Annotated in this window: 18 protein-coding genes; 10 read left to right on the top strand and 8 right to left on the bottom strand. The window is 59.2% G+C overall.

Annotated features, from left to right (window positions below; translation table 11 throughout):
• Both WM40_RS15175 and WM40_RS15170 read right to left on the bottom strand, forming a co-directional pair.
• Nucleotides 1-768, bottom strand: coding sequence for a MetQ/NlpA family ABC transporter substrate-binding protein (locus WM40_RS15175; RefSeq protein ID WP_236693541.1), 768 nt, complete (start codon nucleotides 766-768; stop codon nucleotides 1-3).
• A 317-nt stretch (nucleotides 769-1,085) separates the two neighbouring features.
• A complete protein-coding gene (locus WM40_RS15170; RefSeq protein ID WP_046153254.1) occupies nucleotides 1,086-1,796 on the bottom strand; it encodes a GNAT family N-acetyltransferase in 711 nt (236 codons plus the stop codon).
• Between the two features lie 567 nt (nucleotides 1,797-2,363).
• On the opposite strand from WM40_RS15170, the gene WM40_RS15165 reads away from it, so the two are divergent.
• The 3 genes from WM40_RS15165 to WM40_RS27960 are packed head-to-tail and all read left to right on the top strand — an operon-like array spanning nucleotide 2,364 to nucleotide 7,780.
• Entirely contained in the window at nucleotides 2,364-3,689 is a 1,326-nt protein-coding gene (locus WM40_RS15165; RefSeq protein ID WP_052738346.1) for a hypothetical protein, read from the top strand.
• 12 nt (nucleotides 3,690-3,701) lie between these two features.
• Nucleotides 3,702-4,157 carry a hypothetical protein gene (locus WM40_RS15160; protein WP_024903277.1) on the top strand — a complete coding sequence of 152 codons (456 nt, stop codon included), beginning with the start codon at nucleotides 3,702-3,704 and terminating at the stop codon, nucleotides 4,155-4,157.
• Entirely contained in the window at nucleotides 4,154-7,780 is a 3,627-nt protein-coding gene (locus WM40_RS27960) for an EAL domain-containing protein (RefSeq protein ID WP_052738345.1), read from the top strand. The genes WM40_RS15160 and WM40_RS27960 overlap by 4 nt, the downstream gene beginning before the upstream one ends.
• 9 nt (nucleotides 7,781-7,789) lie before the next feature.
• Here the strand turns inward: WM40_RS27960 and WM40_RS15150 are convergent, their stop codons facing one another.
• From WM40_RS15150 to phnF, 6 genes are all read right to left on the bottom strand, one after another.
• Nucleotides 7,790-8,026 (bottom strand): hypothetical protein, encoded by a 237-nt coding sequence (locus WM40_RS15150; protein WP_024903279.1) that lies wholly within the window; start codon nucleotides 8,024-8,026, stop codon nucleotides 7,790-7,792.
• A gap of 9 nt (nucleotides 8,027-8,035) precedes the next feature.
• Complete coding sequence (locus WM40_RS30180; protein ID WP_157685003.1) at nucleotides 8,036-8,203, bottom strand: hypothetical protein; 168 nt, start codon at nucleotides 8,201-8,203, stop codon at nucleotides 8,036-8,038.
• A 93-nt stretch (nucleotides 8,204-8,296) separates the two neighbouring features.
• On the bottom strand, nucleotides 8,297-8,962 hold the full coding sequence (gene phnN / locus WM40_RS15145; protein ID WP_081764896.1) for a phosphonate metabolism protein/1,5-bisphosphokinase (PRPP-forming) PhnN: 666 nt from the start codon (nucleotides 8,960-8,962) through the stop codon (nucleotides 8,297-8,299).
• The gene (locus WM40_RS15140) at nucleotides 8,959-9,918 is read right to left on the bottom strand and encodes a DUF1045 domain-containing protein (RefSeq protein WP_236693535.1); all 960 of its coding nucleotides are present in this window, start codon (nucleotides 9,916-9,918) and stop codon (nucleotides 8,959-8,961) included. Before WM40_RS15140 ends, phnN begins: the two co-directional genes overlap by 4 nt.
• A gap of 19 nt (nucleotides 9,919-9,937) precedes the next feature.
• Entirely contained in the window at nucleotides 9,938-11,227 is a 1,290-nt protein-coding gene (locus tag WM40_RS15135; protein ID WP_046153283.1) for an alpha-D-ribose 1-methylphosphonate 5-triphosphate diphosphatase, read from the bottom strand.
• Between the two features lie 149 nt (nucleotides 11,228-11,376).
• Nucleotides 11,377-12,102: a phosphonate metabolism transcriptional regulator PhnF gene (gene phnF / locus WM40_RS15130; protein WP_024903283.1), complete on the bottom strand. Its 726-nt coding sequence runs from the start codon at nucleotides 12,100-12,102 to the stop codon at nucleotides 11,377-11,379.
• Nucleotides 12,103-12,387: 285 nt separating this feature from the next.
• Between phnF and phnG the strand changes: the two genes are divergently transcribed.
• From phnG to WM40_RS15095, 7 genes are all read left to right on the top strand, one after another.
• Nucleotides 12,388-12,969, top strand: coding sequence for a phosphonate C-P lyase system protein PhnG (gene phnG, locus WM40_RS15125; RefSeq protein WP_082102789.1), 582 nt, complete (start codon nucleotides 12,388-12,390; stop codon nucleotides 12,967-12,969).
• Nucleotides 12,970-12,974: 5 nt separating this feature from the next.
• A complete protein-coding gene (gene phnH, locus WM40_RS15120) occupies nucleotides 12,975-13,733 on the top strand; it encodes a phosphonate C-P lyase system protein PhnH (protein WP_052738344.1) in 759 nt (252 codons plus the stop codon).
• Between the two features lies 1 nt (nucleotide 13,734).
• Nucleotides 13,735-14,925: a carbon-phosphorus lyase complex subunit gene (locus WM40_RS15115; RefSeq protein WP_024903286.1), complete on the top strand. Its 1,191-nt coding sequence runs from the start codon at nucleotides 13,735-13,737 to the stop codon at nucleotides 14,923-14,925.
• A gap of 14 nt (nucleotides 14,926-14,939) precedes the next feature.
• Nucleotides 14,940-15,863 (top strand): alpha-D-ribose 1-methylphosphonate 5-phosphate C-P-lyase PhnJ, encoded by a 924-nt coding sequence (locus tag WM40_RS15110; protein ID WP_046153280.1) that lies wholly within the window; start codon nucleotides 14,940-14,942, stop codon nucleotides 15,861-15,863.
• Entirely contained in the window at nucleotides 15,860-16,636 is a 777-nt protein-coding gene (gene phnK / locus WM40_RS15105) for a phosphonate C-P lyase system protein PhnK (protein ID WP_024903288.1), read from the top strand. Before WM40_RS15110 ends, phnK begins: the two co-directional genes overlap by 4 nt.
• A 2-nt stretch (nucleotides 16,637-16,638) precedes the next feature.
• The gene (locus tag WM40_RS15100) at nucleotides 16,639-17,484 is read left to right on the top strand and encodes a phosphonate C-P lyase system protein PhnL (RefSeq protein ID WP_046153279.1); all 846 of its coding nucleotides are present in this window, start codon (nucleotides 16,639-16,641) and stop codon (nucleotides 17,482-17,484) included.
• Between the two features lie 97 nt (nucleotides 17,485-17,581).
• The gene (locus WM40_RS15095; RefSeq protein ID WP_024903290.1) at nucleotides 17,582-18,844 is read left to right on the top strand and encodes an alpha-D-ribose 1-methylphosphonate 5-triphosphate diphosphatase; all 1,263 of its coding nucleotides are present in this window, start codon (nucleotides 17,582-17,584) and stop codon (nucleotides 18,842-18,844) included.
• Nucleotides 18,845-19,046 lie beyond the last annotated feature (202 nt).

The following is a 19,046-nucleotide window of genomic DNA, read 5'->3' as shown; positions in this document are numbered from 1 at the left end:
TTACTTTTGCGACGCGCCATCCCATGCAGGCAGCGTGGCGCCGTGGTACACCTTCAAGATCGCCGCGGCGACGTTCGGCTGCTGGTAGCTTTGCACCAAGGCGCTGACCCACGGCGCATGCGCATCTTCCTGGCGCACGGCAATGAAATTACGGTAAGGATTTGCCGACACCTGCTCTTGCGCAATCCGCTCTTGCGGGATCTTGATGCCCGCCTTGATCGCCCAATCGGTGTTGACCACCGCGGCGTCGACATCGTCGATCGAACGTCCAACAATGCCTGAATCCAATTCCTTCACGCGAATGTGCTTCGGATTCTTATCGATGTCCGATGCCGTAGGGAGTAAACCCACGTTCGACCGCAACGTAATGACCCCTTGTGCTTGTAGCAGAAGCAAGGCACGCCCTTCGTTGCTTGGATCATTGGGTACCGAAATGACCGCATTGTCCGGCAATTTCGAGACAGACGTCCATTTCCGGGAGTACAGGCCGATTGGTTGGACATAAGTATAGCCAACAGGAACAATGTGATAGCCCTGTGCTTTCACTTGCGCATCCAGGTAAGGCTTGTGCTGAAATGCGTTTGCGTTCAGATCCTTCCTTTCGAGTGCTTCGTTCGGTTGCGTATAGTCGTTGAACGTCGTGATCTTGATCTTCAGATCATGTTTCGCCGCGTTCTCGCTCACCACACGCCAGACATCTTCATCCTCGCCTGACATGATACCAACGCGGAGCGTCTGCTCCGCCGCCATGGCAATACCACCAGACATGACACTGCCAAGCAGCGCCGAAACACCAAGAAGTTTAAAAATTTTTCTTCTGCTATTCATTGCGCGACATCCCCGAAACCGATAAGAACGCGCTATCGTAACGGTCACCGATTCCAAGAACAAACATTAAAAGCGGCAATGCAAAGCTGCTACCTGCATAAGAGAATCATTCGCAAGCCGGTCCACGCGATTTACCGAATGACTTCGGCGCTCTCGAAATGGCTGTCCAGAATGACCGCCGCAGTAATATTGCACGACTGCTTTCGATAGATCGCCCCCGATGGCGCAGATCTTCCTCCGTGCACCTTGCTTTATATTTAAGAGATGTCGCGTATCGCTTGCAATGTTCGAAGTTGCTGCCCGGCCGTGTCGAAATTGTCAGGCGTCAACCACGCCTCGAACGCGGCGCGGCGCGCGGGCCATTCGTCATCGAGCATGGAGAACCAGGCGGTATCGCGTGTACGATTTCTATACACCACAGCTTGCCGGAAAACGCCTTCAAACCGAAACCCAAGGCGCTCGGCTGCGTTTTTAGACGGTGCGTTGAAGTTGTCGCATTTCCATTCATAACGCCGATAGCCAAGATCCTCGAACACATAACACATCAGCAGGTAATGCGCCTCAGTCGACAGCGCCGTCCGTCTCATGCGCGGCGAGAACGCAACGCTCCCCACTTCGATAACGCCGTTCGCCGGATCGATTCGCATCAGCGCGAACGTACCAACCGGCTTTCCCGTGGATAAGTCGATTACAGCGAACTGCAGTGGATCGTCCATCCTCGCGATGCGTTCGCAATACACTTGATACGATTCAAGCGTATCGAACGGTCCCGCCATCATATAAGTCCAATCACGTCCATCAGGCGCTTGTTGATACGCGTCGAAGAGCGCGGGGCCATGCCGCGCCGCATCCAACGGCGTGACCTCGCACAAACGCCCTGTCAGGGTCACCCGCGACGGCGTCGCACGGCGTGTCCAATAGGGCATTGGTGCACCCACAGGCTGGTGAAATTCGTTCAGCAACGGCATCGTGAAACACTCCAAGTCATCAATCGATCGGTATTACATAGCGGTCGTTATGCTGTGCAGCTTTTGCTCCCCGGCAGCCGAGAGGGGCGTCATCGTCCCGAGGATCGACGGAAAATTCGCGCACGCTCCACGACCGCTGTATGGTGGCGCCGGCACGTGGCAAAGGCCATACGTCACATGTTTGAGGGTCAGCCGTGATACATCGGCGGGCAAACGCTTTTCTACGCGCGAACATGCCGTACCCGAATATTGGGACCGCGCAGCAAGCCAGTGACGCCGCCACTTCACCACACCCAGCCGAGTGACGCTATCTGGCGGGCAAATCGGCATCCGGGACGGATTTTGATATCGTAGATCGTTACAAAAAAAATCAAACAGTCGTATTAAAGTTTACGCCGCGCTTGCCGTTATGTGAAGCGATACCCCAGAAATGCGCGTTGCTCCGCGATACGCATTTTCGCGCGGCCGCGTACTTCCAAGGCAATCACGTCGCTACGGCGCACGTTGCCTTCCAGTCGCCAGGGTCGTTTGATAGTGCGATAACCGGCAAGTGCTTGCCTTGAAATTATGAAAAGCGATCGGGTCAGCTTCATTACGGTCGTCCGTGGGCTGCGATCCGCCTTTCTGGCGGGTGCGGCCACAGTGTATGCCATCGCTTGGCCTGCCTATGCCGCTTCGACGGCGGGCACGGATAGCGAGGACCACGCGTCATTGGCCGCTGTCCAGACTCAGAGCAGCTCAGAAGCAGGGACAGAAACCCAGTCCGCGTCAATTGCCCCCCAATCGGATGCCGGAATGGCCAATCCGGCCGCGGCACAATCCGCCAGCGCAACCACCACGAAGTGGCCGACGAACCCTGGCCTCGCGGATATTTTCACGCTGAGTGGTTTCGGCACGCTGGGCGTATCGCATTCCACGCTGAAATCCGCCGATGTCGTCAATAGTGCCTTCCAGCCGACCGGAACCGGCCGTTCGCGCCGATACGATATCGCAAACACCAGTATATTCGGTGTACAACTCGCCGCACGATTTACGGACCGACTGAGCGCGGTGGTGCAGGTGCTGGCACAGCAAGGCTATGACAACCGCTTCGTACCGCATCTCGAATGGGCGAATGTCAAATACGCGGTGACGCCCAATTTCAGCGTTCGTGTTGGCCGAATCGAGATCCCGACGTTCGCGAACTCTGATTTCCGTAACGTCGGATACGCCAATCCGTGGCTGCACGCACCAAACGAAGTCTATAATAGTGAGCCGATCACCAATAGCGACGGTGCCGATGTATCGTACGCATTTGGTATCGGGCAAGCCGTTAATACCGTGCGTCTCATGATAGGGACCTCGGCTTTCCATGCCATACCTGGCAATTATCGCGTCCAGACGAAACGCGTATATGGCGCCTTCGATACATTCGAGTATGGCGCCTTTACTGGACGTGTTGCCTATATCAAAGGCACTATCGCGATAAGCGCATTCCCACCGCCGTACGACTCGCTACCCGGTTCGTCTACCAGTATCTCGGTCAGCTACGATCCGGGGAAATGGTTTGTCCAATCTGAAATCGCACGCGTCACCAGCGACAATATTACCCCTGGCTACCTGGCGGCCTATATCACCGGTGGCTATCGTATTGGAAAGTTCACGCCCTTCCTCACGTATTCACGCTCCTACTCGATGCAGCGCTCTACGCTGACACCGAACGCCAACCAAGGACAGCACACCTTTTCAGCCGGCGTACGCTGGGACGTTGCCCACAACATTGATTTGAAGGTGCAATACGATCACATAGGTTTGCCAGCTAATTCCAGTGGCAACCTGATGAACCTGCAACCCACATATCAGCTCGGAACCGGGACGAATGTCCTCGGTATCGCGCTCGATTTTGTGTTTTGACGAGGGGGCGCCATGATCTTCTCGTTCAAATCGCTTAACGGAACGCTACGCAGCGCATTGATTGGCATTGGAATCTGGATGGCGATGCAAGCAGGTCATGCCGATACCGATCTTGTCGTTGTGGTCGCGGCAAATAGCACCGTCACGCAGTTGGATCAGGATCAGGTTGCCAACATTTTCCTCGATCGAAGCGCCAGTCTTCCGAACGGGACAACCGCGCTGCCGACAGACGCGCCAGAGCGCAGCGAAGTGCGGGATCGCTTTTACATCGTACTCTGCGGCCGATCGCCGGCGCAGATGAAAGCCTATTGGTCGCGCCTGATATTTACGGGGCGTGGCAAGCCGCCTCGCGAAGCAGGCAGCACTGATGCCGTGAAAAACTTCGTGCGAACCACCCCTGGCGGCATTGGTTACCTCGAAGCGAGTAACGTAGACAGTACAGTCAAAGTCGTGCTGCATCTGCGATGAAGTACACACGTGCATTGCGTCCGGATCATTTTCGCGAACGCGTGGAAACACGCGGCGCACGCTCGCGACTCACCGATACGCATATTCTGTTGCCGATCTTTTGTCTGATCCTGCTCGCCGTCGGCTGGCTCTCCGTCTATCGATTGCTACGCGTCGAGGAAGTGGCGGCATCCCGGGCCGCGATGCAAAACGTCCGGGAATTATCCGATACGTATGAAGCGCAGTTGCAACGCAACCTCGTGTATATCGATCAGACGCTCCGCATGCTGGAGTTCAATGTGAAGCAGTCTCCTCATACGCGACTGCGCGATTACGAAAAACGTGGCCTGTTGCCGCCCTCGGTGGTCTTCGCGCTCGCGATCTCCGACGCCCACGGGATCGTACGAGATAGCAATGGCGAATTTCTTCATGACGGCAACAGTATCGCAGACCGGTTTTTTTTCACCTCGGTGCGCGCACGGTCAGGCAATCCATTGCCCCCCGTCAAACCGACGCTGGCCACCAAGACGACACTGGACAATTGGCGAGATGCCGTACGCCACTCCCCGCACAATGTCAGGCGTCACCATGCTGACACGGAAACACACAAGGCCGCGCGTGATCATCAAAGCAAGCTGGGCGGGCGGAAAGACCCGCGCGCACACGCGTCTACTGGCGAGCATGCCACCATGCGCCATCACGGCACGGGCGCCCCGCTGCTCCGACGTACCGGATTGAATGATGGCAAGCTGCCGGAAGCGCGGGCGCGCGACGTGACCCGCGAACTATCCGTCGACGCGTCAGCCGACGAGAACCCAACGGCAGTGACGGACAGCACGCAAGACCCCAGTATGAGAAAAGGGCAAGTGACGTTCACCCGGGCGTTGCACAATGCAGCTGGCGGATTTGTCGGTGTCGTGGTGTTGTGCGTGGACAAGGACTACTTCACCAGCGGCTATGACGATACCCGCATGGGAGAGGCGGGTATGCTCCTGCTCGCCGACAACGATGCAAGAGTCCGGGCGGCACGAATCGGCAGTCGCACCGATTGGAACAATACATTGATCGATAACGCTGCGGCCAATGCCATTGCCCATTTATCGGATGAGGTCACGCTGACACGCTGGGGGGACGGCATCCTGCGATTTACCAGTGTGCGGGCGCTGCACGACTTCCCCCTGACAGCCGTGGTTGGCTTGTCCGCGGACGAGCAGATGGCCGGGTATCGGGCCAGCCGACAAACGTATTTGTTATCGGCATGCATTGCCAGCATTGCCTTGGCGTTGCTCACGGCGACGCTGACCGGAATGAGCTGGCAGCTCGCGCGTAGTCGCCGGAACACGCGACGCATCCAGCGGACCTACTTCGCCGCGTCAGAGGCAAGCCTCGATGGCTTCGTGGTACTACGCACGCTGTGGCGCTCACAAAAAGGCATCACCGCCTTCATCATTACCGCCGCCAGCGGGCGTGCAACCCAATTGCTCGGTGAGTCGCAAATGTCGCTGATTGGGCGGCGTATCGATCCGGTATCGTCCAATCTCTGCGGCCCCGACGGTTATGCCGCATTGACCACGGTCGCCATCACTGGTCAGACCGACGCCACGGAATGGCTCCATCACCGTGCGGATGGAACGCAAATCTGGCTACATCGTCAGGTTGTGCGGTTGGAGGATGGCCTAGTGTCGATCATACGCGATATCAGCGCGCAAAAACTCACCGACGTGCGGCGCGTACAGCAAAATCGACTGCTGGAGATGATTGCAACCAGCACACCGCTGGACCGCATACTTGCGCACCTCATCGAACAGCTCGATGGGCAGCTTGAGAATGCACGATGCGCGATTCTGCTATGTTCTGAGGATGGTTCCACGATGCGAGTCGGCGCGATCGGCGAACTGCCGGTTGCATACTATGAGGTAGCGAATGGCGCCCCAGTCGGCCCGCGTGCGGGTCCGGGAGGACGAGCCATTCACTTTCGCAAGTCCATTCATGTGTCGCGGGCCACCGATGCGGCTTTCGATCGCGGCATGACGCAGTGTGGCCTGGACGATTTCACCGATAGTTGGGCGTTCCCGGTGCTCGCGCATAGCAATGCATCGCAGCAGAACGGGGGGACGTCGAGTGCGCGCGGCGACAACCAGGCCGCGCACCCCCTCGGTCCACGTCCGCTTGCCGCATTAGTGGTCTTCTCGCGTGAATCCCGGCACGCAACGGAAGCCGAACTGGACGCCATCGGGGCAGCAAGGCGCTTGATCGGCATTGCCGTCGAACGCTCCGAAGTGGAGCGCACGATTCGCCATATGGCAAAACATGATGCGCTCACCGGGCTGCCAAACCGCTTGATGTTGTCCGAGCGGCTGGTGGAAGTCCTCGCGCAGGCCCGGCAGGATCGCAGCAGCGTCACCATCGTCTTTATCGATCTCGATAATTTCAAGCTGATCAACGACAGCCTGGGTCACCACGCCGGCGACACACTATTAAAGACCATCGCGAAACGGATGACGGCGGCACTCGATCCGGCAGACATGGTCGCGCGGCTCGGCGGCGATGAGTTCGTGCTGGTACTATGCGCGGCCGCCCATGATGGCGACGGTCTTGCCAGCACGATCGCCTATGTCCGGACGATCATCGCCGAACCCGTCCAGCTGTTGAACGAAGAATATCGTGTCAGCGCCAGTATCGGATCCGCGCGTTTCCCTGAAGACGGTGACGACACGCAAGCACTGCTGATGAACGCCGATTCGGCGATGTATCGCGCCAAGGAAAACGGTCGCAATACCTGGTGCGCCTACACCGCTGAAATGAATTCGCAAGCCCATGAGAAGTTGCGCCTCAAGGAAGCGCTGGGACATGCGTTGGATGGTGGTGAACTGCGATTGGTCTATCAACCGCAAGTTGATCTTGCCGCCTCGCGTGTGGTGGGGATGGAGGCATTACTCCGCTGGCATCATCCCCGCCACGGGGTAATAATGCCGGCGGCCTTTATCCCGTTTGCCGAGGAAAACGGCTTGATCGTACCAATCGGCGCCTGGGTATTGGAAACAGCGTGTCGGCAAAACAAGGCATGGCAGGATGCTGGATATCCCTCGGTCATTGTCTCGGTCAATGTTTCGGCGCGCCAATTCGCCGACGATGGACTTGTCAAGTCCGTCGCCGAGGCGTTGCGGCGCAGCGGCCTAGATCCTGGATATCTCGAATTGGAGATTACCGAGAGCGTCATCATGTTGGACGTGCCACGCGCCGTATCCCGCATGCGCGTGCTGCAACAGATGGGCGTGCGGCTGTCGATCGACGATTTCGGTACCGGCTATTCAAGTTTGAGCGCCTTGAAATCGTTCCCTATCGCGCGACTGAAGCTGGATCAGTCTTTCGTTCGCGGCGTAACGGATAACAAGAACGATCAGACAATCGCGCGTGCCGTAGTCGCGCTCTGTCGGCAGTTGAATTTGGAAGTCATCGCAGAAGGCGTTGAAACGCCAGAACAATTGGCATTCTTGATGGAGAACGGCTGCTCGGCGATTCAAGGCTTCTGGTTCAGCAAGCCTCTCGACGTCGCGGAGGCGGGAGTGTTTCTGTCCCAGCCGTTTCGAACACCTATCCCGGCGATGCGCTTTCACAAGGAAGCAGTCAACGCCATGCGCTGACGCGTGGGCTCAGTGACCGTTGGGTGCGTTGCCGGCAGCGGCCGCTTGATTTGCCGCCTTCTGTTTCTTGGACGCTTCGTGGTGCCCGATAGCGCAACCCGCCGCGGCGCCAAGCACCGCGTGCTTGCCCGCAACGTGGCCCGCAACCCCGCCGACTGCCGCACCTTTCAAACAGCCTGCCGCCGAAGCGGTACCCGATACGGCAACCGCCAACACGGCACAGATGAGAACGATGGATGATTTCATGGGCAACTCCTAAAATAAAATCATCATACCGCGCCTGCTTTCAACGCGCAGCCGCCCCACTTGGCCTGCAATGCCGTAGACCCGCATCGCCCGCAAATCCATGTAAAGAATCGAAAGATTCGCGCTGACACAGCGGCTCGTTGTACCAACAACCCCGACATTTTCCACCGTGGTCATTTGTGCGAATCGCCATCGCGACAGGCGGTGACGCTAACCGATGACCAGGGCTCTGTCGCCACCTTGGACGGACAGCTTGCGCATGGCCATGCCCTATTCATTCCGTACCAATGCCAGTACCGCGGCAGCCGCTTCGTCCAATGCACCATCGTTCCGGACCTCATGCATCAGACAATGCCGCGGCACGTTGAATGACTGAATACCTCGCACCAGGCGCGCTGCAACCTCGCTACCGGTTTCACGACCGCGTTTCCGCAAACGGGTTGCCAGAATTTCTGGATCAACGCGCAATGCAATAGCGTGAAGATCCGGATAACGCGCGAACGCATCACCCAGATGTCCCCGCGAACCATTGACCAGCACGTTCAACCCCTTTTCACGCCATGCATCGATCTCGATGCCCACACCATAGTGCACGCCATGGGTACACCAATGAAGTGCGTAACACCCCAGATGAACGCGACGCTTGAACTCCGATTCGCTTAATGTAAGCCCCGCTTCGTTCGCATCACTCGCACGCGTCAAATAACGATGTGCCACCATCACGCGGTCATTGTCATCGAGACGCGATCCGATCCAGCGCAATATACTGTCCTTGCCACTGCCAGATGCACCCATCAAATAAAAGAGCCTGCCGCGTTCCGACGCTCTCGATGTCGCCAATGACGCGACATCTGAATGACGACGTCCAGACGCATCGCCATCAGCGGTTGCACTTTTCACGGAACGCGAATGCGCCACGGATGAAATGTCGTTCATTGCGCCCTCTGCCGCCCTGCTTCTGTTTCAATGCTTTCTGTCGTATCAGACAACGCCCATGCACCAACGCCGTCCTGCACGCCGCCATCAAAATCATAATGCCGTGCGACAACGAATGGTGCATCCGTCTCAGGCTGCACGAAAATCGAGATTGTGCGTACCGGCATCACCGCCCCGGTAAGCGCGGTAACCATCCCTGATCGCCCCCCCGCCTCTTCCCGCACAGCTAACGCCATCAGAGCACGGCGCGCCCGCGCTTCCGCCTCCGGTGTCAGCCGTCTCGTCAACGTGACATGAAAATGAAATGTGTCGAAAACGTAAGGGTAACCCCATCGATCGAGATTGGCTTGCTGACGGACGTCAAAACATGCGTCCTTGCCTTCTCCCCTGGCCATTCGCCTTGCACGTTCGGCATCGGTCGGCGCGGCCCGGAAGGCGTCGAGCCGCGCCACGCACTGATCCGCGAGTCGCTGCAATGGCCCTTGCGCGACGACGGTATCGGCAGGTTGCCATGCCAAAAATCCACGCAAGGAACCAAGGCGCAATGGCAGATCAAATGGCGTTGTCGACGTAGCGATGACCCGCACCGCCTGATCCAGCGCGAAAGCGGATCGGCCATGCGCGAGCCGAAAGGGCGGTTTCATCGTCGCGTGTAATCCATAACGCCGCGGATCGTCTGTCCAGGCGTCCACGGTCGCCGCCGTGATCACGTCCTGACCCGCATCGCCCCCGGCGCCGAACAACATATCGTCGGACGCCAATCCAGCAACCCAGTCACGTGCCAAGGCTTGGCCCGTTTGCGCGTCTCTTCCCAGCCATTGCCGTCCTAGCGCATCAAAAGGCCCAGAGGGCGCAAGATAAACGGCAAACCGTGCAGTGGACGACAGCCGTTGCGGGCCCGCACCATCGGCAGCGGCACGCAACATATCGTCGTCACATCGCTTGATAGTCGCCATATCCGAACGCCTCATCGATTTATTCCTCTTCACGCGCGTTGGTCAGCGCGCCATCGGAGAACACTGCCGAGGCGGAACCGGACCGCAATGCCCAGTGACGGTCGGCAAAGACGATGCGCCCGTTGACCACCGTTGCCACGACACGCGGCAAGCCCGGCAAGCTATCGTCGACGACGACCACATCAGCGCGCTGTCCTGTTGCCAGCATCCCGCGGTCCGTCAAGTTTGCCGCCAGCGCCGGATTCGCCGACACCAAGGGCCAGGCCTCCGCAAGGGTCCGTACACCCTGCGCAACCAGCATGAACACCGCGTGCAGGGGCGCTGGATAGTAGTAATCAGACGCCAACACGTTACAGTAGCCCGCACGCACCATTTCCAATGCATTCGGCGCATTGACATGGCTGCCCCCACGCACGACGTTTGGCGCACCGAAGATCACGGCATTTCCAAGCGAGTGCGCAAGCGCGGCGGTGGGAACATTCAAGGGAAACTCGGCGACATCGCATCCCAATGCGTGATAGTCGCGGCGAACCGTTTCGTCGGGGTCGTCATGCGACGCCACCCGCAAGCCAGCTGACAACGCTGTTTTCACCAGTCGGGCCATTGCCGCGGGAACGTCGTCGGCACGTGCATGCGCATGGATGATCCGCTGTGAAAACGCGTCGAGATCGCATTGCGCCCGGTCGGCGTATTGCAGCAGTTTCCGGTCATTTCCCAAGCGCTTGTACATCGAAGGCAGATGGTCGTTCAATGCAACGAAGCCGATGCGGCCTTCGTCGATCCATGCGCACGCACGATCGACGTCATCGAGGTTATGTGTCTCGAAACGCAGGTGAACCTGATGCCGCGCCCCTAACACATTGGCGTGCCGATGAAGCGCATCAAACATGCGCTCGGCGTATGATGCTCCGCGCAATCCGCCTTCCCATGACACAGTCACGCCGTGAAATGCGGTAGTGATACCGTTGACCAGCAACTGCCGATCGACATCCCATAAAGCGTGTCCATAGTCGAAATGCACACCGGGACGAGGCATGACCGCACGTTCGAAGGCGTCTCCGTGGATGTCGACGATGCCCGGCAGCACCAATAAGTCACCGGCATCGAGGAAATCGATATTGTCATACCGCGACATGACGGTGGCCGCGCCGGCTCCCGCGTCCGAAACGACATCGGCTATTGTCTCGCCGTCGAAACACATGCGCGCCGCGCCAACGCCGTCCCGCGTCAGCACACGACGGCCAACGATCCCTCCCAACGCGGCGGGCCGCAGTGTGGTAACCCCGTGCGTGGTGTGCGGCTGTGTCATCCCGCGCGCACCAGAAGCCACTCCTGGCGGCGATAACAATGCGTGGGCGTCCGTCATGTGGTACTCCGATAGGTCAGTGTCGTCCAGGATCGCGACCATGCCGATCGCGCCAGAGGACAGTCTGACGTCCCACTATGACATTCGGATGTCTAGACGTCTTCGTTACTCACCATCAATTCAACGCCGTCACCGGCGAGACGGGCAATCGTGTATTGCAGCGGCGCGCCTTGCAAGTCTGCGTTCAAGGCCTCGACTTGAAGGATGGGCCGCATTTTCGGTTGGTCAAGGAGACGGGCGATATCGGCTTCCGGCAGGCGCGCGGTAATTCGCGACCAGAGCCGGATGTAATCGTCGACACCGTGTCGTTCGAATGCTACGGAAACGGAAGCCGTTTCCCGTAGGGCATCGACAAAACCAGGAAAGCGGCGCGCATCGAAATAGTTGTCGGAAACACTGACCGGGTTTTTTTCCGCGTGGCGACATATACGCACATAGAGCAGTTTTGCCTGGCGGGTCAAACCAAGATGACGCGCGATCGTTGCATCGGTCAACATGGCGCTATCGATCACCGTGGTCTGTCCGTGCATGCCGTGTTGCCGCAATGTTTCGGTAAAACGCGTGCGCTTTCCAATCGCATAGCGCAATGCGCTCGATTCGACGAATGTGCCGCGCCCCCGCTCGATACGCACCAGTCCATGCTGCGCCAGTTCGCCAATCGCGCGACGAACCGTATGACGATTCACCGCATAGTGCGTTGCAAGCGCGTTTTCCGTAGGTAACTGCGCGCCTGGCGGATATCGCCGCGCCCGGATGTCCTCGGCCAGCGATTCGCCAATTTGCCGCCATACTGCAACGCCTGTGTCACGTTCGACCATATTGCCTTTCCAGCCATGCCCCCATGAGCGGGCCTGTTGAGTTCGATTGCATCCGACGCATTACGCCGCGCCTGTGCCGTGTCATGCGATGGCTTCAGAACCGTACCGCCTTAAAGGGCCTGACTTCCCACCGATCGATGACGAATTTTACGCGAAACAGGCGGAAGAAATCGCGCTAGAAAGCATCGCGCTGTCACGATAACTTCATATCGATCCGTTTGAATGAGCCCATTCGAAACCGATCACGACACCGTCCCTCCGATCTAGTTGTATAGACATCTACCTATGCAAACCCTATCCTCCGCCGCGAACGACGGCGCCAGACCCTCGGCCGATCATGACAACATCGCCACGGCCCGTACCGCCTGGATGCGCGAGTTGGCCCTCGCTGACGGTGCCGCGCTCGCCGCCGCGTTCGATGTACTGTCTCGGACGCACGACCTGCCACGCTTCCGTGTCATCCGCGCGCCGGAAACCGGAATGGCCATGGTGCGCGGCCGCGCCGGGGGAAATGGCGCGCCGTTCAATCTAGGTGAAATGACGGTCACCCGGTGCGCGCTGGCATTGCCGAACGGAGAATTGGGATTGGCCTACGTGCAAGGCCGCAACCGCCAGCACGCGGAGCATGCGGCGTTTGCCGACGCATTGCTGCAGACCAGTGACTGGCATGCGATCACCCAGGCCGCGGTGCTGGCGCCGCTCCAGACGGCGCGCGCGACCCGTGCCGCACGACGCGCAGCGGAAAACGCGGCATCGCGCGTTGATTTCTTTACGCTCGCGCGAGGTGATGCCGAGGACGATGTCGGCGACGCAGGCGAAAACAACGGCGTGCCTGGGTCCAGCCAACCCAAAGCGCCCAAAGGATGATACCCATGCCGAATGAAACGCGCACGCATGCAGCGGCATGCACGCAAACCGATGCGACGTCGTTGATCGATACCGGCGCGGATCGCCATCGCGCCGAAGCGTCCCGCCCCAGCGACGCCACAAGCGCCTGGATGCTGTCCGGATTTGCTGATCCGGTACAAGGGTCGCAAGCAGCGTTCCGAACGGCATTGCACGCGCTCGCCCATCCGGGACGTTTGCATGCCATGCCGGATGCCGCCCGCTGCGAGGCGCCCGCGCCATTATCGATGGCGATGGCCGCGTTGTTGTTGACACTGGCGGACGGCGATACGCCAATCTGGCTTGCATCCGAATTCGACGAATCGATACGCCGGTTTCTCCGTTTCCACAACGGTTGCACGTTGACGGATCGCCCCGAAAAAGCGGCGTTCGCCGTCCTCTCGGCACGCTCCGGAGACCCGTGGCCGGCGTTGCGTACGTTTGCCCAGGGAGACGCGGCAAACCCTCATACCTCCACCACGCTGTTGATCGAGCTGCCGATGCTCGACGACACCGCGTCGTCGCCGTCCACGAACACATCTTATGATGCCCGCTCGGCCGAACGCGTGATCCTGCACGGCCCGGGCATCGCCACGACGCAAACGCTGCATGCCATCGGATTACCGGCCGATTTCTGGACGCAATGGCGCGCAAACCAAACGCATTTTCCGCTAGGCGTGGATGTATTCCTGGTATGCGGCGCGACGTTCTGCGGTTTGCCGCGCACCACACAAAGGGAGGCCTGATATGTACGTTGCCGTAAAAGGGGGCGAGAAGGCCATTCTCGCGTCCTATCGACTATTGGACGCCTATCGGCGCGGCGATACCACCCTGCCTGCTCTGTCGGTGGCGCAAATCGTCGAGCAAATGCCATTTGCCGTCTCGCGCGTGATGACCGAAGGGGCGTTGTACGACCGGCACCTTGCGGGATTGGCGATCAAGCAATCAGCTGGCGATCTCGTTGAAGCGGCCTTTCTGCTCCGCGCGTATCGAACAACGCTGCCGCGCTTCGGTTACGCAACGCCGTTGGAAACGGACCGCATGCAGGTGCGTCGCCGTATTTCCGCCACGTATAAGGACGTGCCCGGCGGTCAATTGCTTGGCCCCACTTTCGACTATACGCAGCGTTTGCTGGATTTCTCATTGGAAGCCGAAGACCAGACCTCATCGCCGGACCCTGCATATGCTACGGAACCGGCGCCAACCACCACGCCCACGGTACCGGACGGCGATAGCGTCTCGCCGGACAATCGCGTTGGTGTCGCGCCACCCGGGGTGACGGCCATTCTGGAACGGGAAGGATTGGTGGAGCGTGAGGAAGTATCGGCTGCGCATGCGGAGCCGACCGACTTGACACGCAGCGCGCTGTCGATACCGGCCGACCGCTCCGCGCGATTACAAAACCTGACGCGGGCGGATGAAGGCTTCCTGCTGGCAATGGGCTATTCGACACAGCGCGGTTATGGCAATACCCATCCCTTTGCCGCTGAAATTCGATTTGGCAATGTCGAAGTCGAACTGCATCTGCCAGAACTGGATTTGCCGGTCGTCATCGGCGAAATCGAGATGACCGAATGCCAGATGATCAATACGTTCGCCGGCGACGCCACGCATGCACCGCAATTCACGCGCGGCTATGGCGTCAGCTTTGGTTATGGCGAGCGAAAGGCGATGTCGATGGCACTGGTGGACCGTTCGATGCGTGCCACGGAATTCGGGGAGACCGATACATCACCCGCGAATGACCAGGAGTTCGTCTTGTATCACAGCGATAACGTCGAGGCCTCGGGTTTCGTGCAGCATTTGAAGCTCCCCCACCACGTCGACTTCCAGGCCGATCTCAGCGTGTTGCGTCAGCTGCGAGCCATTTATGAGAAAGAAAAAGCGCAGGCGGCCGAGACCGAGTCGCCGCCGCTTCCGACAGAGACACCTGCATGAGTACCAAGACCGATATGACGTTCGATGCCCCGGTTGATGCCCTGCGGTTGGATGATGCCGCGGCGTCGCGCGATACGCATTACAACTTCGCCTACCTGGATGAGTCGACAAAACGCATGCTGCGTCGCGCCTTGCTGAAGGCCGTGGCGATTCCCGGTTATCAAGTACCGTTCGCGAGCCGGGAAATGCCGTTGCCATACGGCTGGGGAACCGGCGGCATTCAGGTGACGGCGGCGATTGTCGGCACCGAGGATGTCTTGAAAGTAATCGACCAAGGCTCCGACGACACGACGAATGCCGTCAACATCCGCCGTTTTTTCAGCCGGGTGGCCGGCATTGCCACCACCGACCGCACCGCCGCGGCAACCATTATCCAGACACGCCATCGCATTCCCGAGGCGCCGCTACGGGAAGGTCAGGTCATGGTGTTCCAGGTACCCAAGCCCGAACCCCTGCGCTGGCTCGAACCGAGCGAACGCGAAACGCGCACAATGCACGCGCTGGGCGAATACGGTCCGATGTACACGAAGCTGTACGAAGATATTGCGCGATATGGGCACATCGCAACGTCCTACGACTATCCGGTCATCGTCAACGACCGCTATATGATGAGCCCGTCGCCCATCCCGAAATTCGACAACCCGAAACTGAACGCCTGCCCGGCATTGATGCTATTCGGCGCGGGTCGAGAGAAGCGTGTCTATGCGGTCCCGCCATACACGAGCGTGCGAAGCCTGGATTTCGACGATCACCCATTCACGGTTGAACAGTGGCCGCACCACTGCGCCATCTGCGGCGCGGCGGACAGCTACCTCGATGAAATCGTTGTCGATGACAAGGGCGGGCGCCAATTTGTCTGTTCCGATAGCGAATATTGTGCGGAACGGGTCGCGGCGCTCGGCATTCATGATGCGCGGCTCGAGGGGCGTCACCCGTGAACAACCATCCTCTCCTTTGCGTTCGTGCATTGCGTAAAACCTGGGACGGCATCCGGGGCTGCCGCGACGTTCACTTCGATTTATATCCCGGCGAAGTGCTGTGCATCGTCGGTGAGTCCGGTTCCGGGAAATCGACGCTACTGCAAGCTATTTCCGCGCAGACCGCGCTTGACGCCGGTTCGGTCCATTACGCGATGCACGGTAACGGCATGATCGATCTTGCCACATTGAGCGCGGCGCGGTTGCGCTTGCTGTCACGCACGGACTGGGGCTTTGTTCGACAACATGCCCGCGATGGACTGCGGATGCAGATCAGCGCCGGCGGCAATATCGCTGAACGGCTGATGGGTGTTGGCGAACGTCATTACGACACGTTGCGCGGCGAAGCATCGCTCTGGCTCGAAAAATTGGAAATCGATGCGGAGCGGCTCGACGACAAACCGGACACTTTCTCGGGCGGCATGCAGCAGCGCCTTCAGATCGCACGTAACCTCGTCACCCATCCGCGTCTGCTGTTCATGGACGAACCCACAGCCTCGCTTGATGTCTCGGTGCAAGCCCGCCTGCTCGACCTGATTCGGCAACTGGTCAATGATCTGCGACTGGCCGTGATTTTCGTGACGCATGACCTGGCCGTCGCGCGATTGCTTGCCCATCGGACATTGGTGATGCAAGGCGGTCTCGTCGTGGAAAGCGGGCTGACGGATCAGGTATTGGATGACCCGCAACATCCCTATACGCAATTGTTGGTTTCGTCGATGCTGCAAGGATGATCATGAACCATTTCGAACCGATGATCCGTGTGCGCGGGCTAAGCAAGACCTTCACCTTACACAACCAGGGTGGTGCGCAACTTCCCGTACTGGAAGATGTCGAATTCGACGCAGGGGCTGGGGATTGCCTTATTCTGGCAGGCGCATCCGGTGCAGGTAAAAGCACACTGCTCCGGTGTCTTTATGGCAATTATCTCGCAAGCGGCGGCAGCATTCGTGTTCGCAAGGGACAACATGGGACGGTGCAACAATACGCGACATCCAACAATTCCCCGGAACGCCTGCCTTCCGCGTCGCCCTCGACACACACGAAAGACGACTGGCTAGAACTGGTTGGCGCGCCCGAACAAGACGTCCTCTGGGCGCGGCGACATGCAATTGGATACGTCAGTCAGTTCTTGCGGGTCATCCCGCGTGTCGGTGCGCTCGATGTCGTTGCCGAGCCGTTGCGGCAAGCGGGCATAGACCGAGACACTGCGCGCGGACGTGCCGCGGCACTACTACAGAAACTGAGGCTACCGGAACGACTGTGGTCCGTGCCACCGGCTACGTTCTCAGGGGGCGAGCAACAGCGCGTGAATATCGCGCGCGGGTTTATTGCCGATCACCCGATTCTGCTTCTTGATGAACCCACGGCATCGTTGGACGGCGACAATCGCGCCGTCGTGGTCGAGTTGCTCCTGGAAGCCCGTGCATCCGGCCGTTGCTTGATCGGGATTTTTCACGATGCATCGGTCGGCGAGGCGGTGGGCACCCGGACATTGCCCATGCGCGCGTTGGGCGAAACGCCGGACGCCGCGACGGCGGAGCACGTCGTCCCTTCCCGCACGATCGCGTTTCGCGGCTAACCGCGCGGGCGGCATGTTCCTCTTCCGCGGCGGACGGGCGGCGCGTCATGCCGAGACCCTTCAATGTTTTTTTCACCACGCATTCCTGGAGTTCACGATGCCACGGTATTACCTGCACAGTGCGCGTATCGTTCTGCCCGACACCGTCCTGGAAGATAGCGCCTTGCTGATCGAAGCGGGACGTATCATTGCGATCGAACCAGGCGGCGGCGGCGACGCCACGCAGATCGATCTGCATGGCCAAATGCTGCTGCCCGGTCTTGTCGACTTGCATTGCGATGCCATTGAAAAGGAAGTGGCCCCCCGTGCGGGTGTGATGTTCCCATTGGACTTCGCAGTCCAACAGATCGATCGGCGCAACGCGGCGGCCGGCATTACAACACCGTTCCACGCCATATCCTTTGCCAATACCGATGGTGGCGTCCGGGATCTCGGCACTGCGACGGCGCTGGTTCGCGCCTTGTCGGCTTATGGCCACAGAGGTCTTGTCGACAACAGGATCCACTGTCGCTATGAAGTCACTGATGCCGGCGCAGCCGATATCCTGCATATGCTGCTTGATGAACGTATCATCGGCCTGCTCTCGGTGATGGACCACTCTCCGGGCCAAGGGCAGTTTCGTACCGTCGATGCCTATGTCGACTATATGTGCGGCAACCACGCGCTCGACCGGCAGACCGCCACCGCCATCGCTGAAACAAAAGTGGCTGGCCGCGAGGGCGCGCTGGAACGCATGACCGCCCTGCTCGAACACGCCACGAAGACCGGCATCGACGTCGCCAGTCATGACGATGACAGTGTCGCACGCGTGGCGGCCATGCAAAAGCTCGGAGTGCGTCTGACCGAGTTCCCAATCGATGCGGTGACCGCTCGTGCGGCCGTCGATGCCGGAATGGCGACGATACTTGGCGCCCCGAATGTGATGCGCGGGAAAAGCCAAAGCGGCGCTATGCGTGCAATCGACGCCATCACTGCGGGTACGGCGACCTGCCTGTGTTCCGATTATCAGCCATCGGCACTGCTACCGGCAGCTTTCATTGCAGCGCAACAAGCAGGGCTTGCGCTGCACGAGGCCGTCGCATTGGTCACGCGCAACCCGGCGACCGCCTGCGGACTGCACGACCGCGGGCGCATTGCCGTTGGTTTGCGTGCCGATCTCGTCGCGTTACGCCTGGGCAACGCCTGGCCGACGATCACGCAAACGTGGTGCGAGGGACGTCCGGTGTTTTCAACGCAATACCCACCTTCGTCCGCGTACGTACCCGTGCCGTCGGCGGACGATACCGATGCACAGGGGGCATCCCGCTTCCAATCGGTCGTTTCAACCGCTGAAGCCAACTTAGGGAGCCTGACCGTTTAACAAAAAAGGCTGTCACATCCGCAACATATTGACACCCTACGATGGTATCGCGCGTCGGACGCTATTTCGTCGTACGTACTACCTTTCCTGCTTCGAACATGTACCTGGGGAACTGGCGTTTCCCTGCTTATGCAACCTTCGACCCGGTCCGATTCCGCGTCTGGCACTTCACCTGCGGCTCTTTTTAAAAAATAGGAAAAGA

Source organism: Robbsia andropogonis (genome assembly GCF_000970345.1).
Lineage (GTDB): Bacteria > Pseudomonadota > Gammaproteobacteria > Burkholderiales > Burkholderiaceae > Robbsia > Robbsia andropogonis.
The sequence above is the reverse complement of the archived record's forward strand: the minus strand, read 5'-3'. Positions and strand labels throughout refer to the sequence as shown.

Coding starts and splice junctions, on each gene's coding strand:
- WM40_RS15115 (WP_024903286.1), top strand. CDS start 13,735: ATGTACGTTGCCGTAAAAGGGGGCGAGAAGGCCATTCTCGCGTCCTAT.
- WM40_RS15135 (WP_046153283.1), bottom strand. CDS start 11,227: ATGACACAGCCGCACACCACGCACGGGGTTACCACACTGCGGCCCGCC.
- phnH (WP_052738344.1), top strand. CDS start 12,975: ATGCCGAATGAAACGCGCACGCATGCAGCGGCATGCACGCAAACCGAT.
- phnN (WP_081764896.1), bottom strand. CDS start 8,962: ATGAACGACATTTCATCCGTGGCGCATTCGCGTTCCGTGAAAAGTGCA.
- WM40_RS30180 (WP_157685003.1), bottom strand. CDS start 8,203: ATGACCACGGTGGAAAATGTCGGGGTTGTTGGTACAACGAGCCGCTGT.
- WM40_RS15165 (WP_052738346.1), top strand. CDS start 2,364: ATGAAAAGCGATCGGGTCAGCTTCATTACGGTCGTCCGTGGGCTGCGA.
- phnG (WP_082102789.1), top strand. CDS start 12,388: ATGCAAACCCTATCCTCCGCCGCGAACGACGGCGCCAGACCCTCGGCC.
- WM40_RS15095 (WP_024903290.1), top strand. CDS start 17,582: ATGCCACGGTATTACCTGCACAGTGCGCGTATCGTTCTGCCCGACACC.
- WM40_RS27960 (WP_052738345.1), top strand. CDS start 4,154: ATGAAGTACACACGTGCATTGCGTCCGGATCATTTTCGCGAACGCGTG.
- WM40_RS15110 (WP_046153280.1), top strand. CDS start 14,940: ATGACGTTCGATGCCCCGGTTGATGCCCTGCGGTTGGATGATGCCGCG.
- WM40_RS15175 (WP_236693541.1), bottom strand. CDS start 768: ATGTCTGGTGGTATTGCCATGGCGGCGGAGCAGACGCTCCGCGTTGGT.
- phnF (WP_024903283.1), bottom strand. CDS start 12,102: ATGGTCGAACGTGACACAGGCGTTGCAGTATGGCGGCAAATTGGCGAA.
- WM40_RS15170 (WP_046153254.1), bottom strand. CDS start 1,796: ATGCCGTTGCTGAACGAATTTCACCAGCCTGTGGGTGCACCAATGCCC.
- WM40_RS15140 (WP_236693535.1), bottom strand. CDS start 9,918: ATGGCGACTATCAAGCGATGTGACGACGATATGTTGCGTGCCGCTGCC.
- WM40_RS15100 (WP_046153279.1), top strand. CDS start 16,639: ATGAACCATTTCGAACCGATGATCCGTGTGCGCGGGCTAAGCAAGACC.
- WM40_RS15160 (WP_024903277.1), top strand. CDS start 3,702: ATGATCTTCTCGTTCAAATCGCTTAACGGAACGCTACGCAGCGCATTG.
- WM40_RS15150 (WP_024903279.1), bottom strand. CDS start 8,026: ATGAAATCATCCATCGTTCTCATCTGTGCCGTGTTGGCGGTTGCCGTA.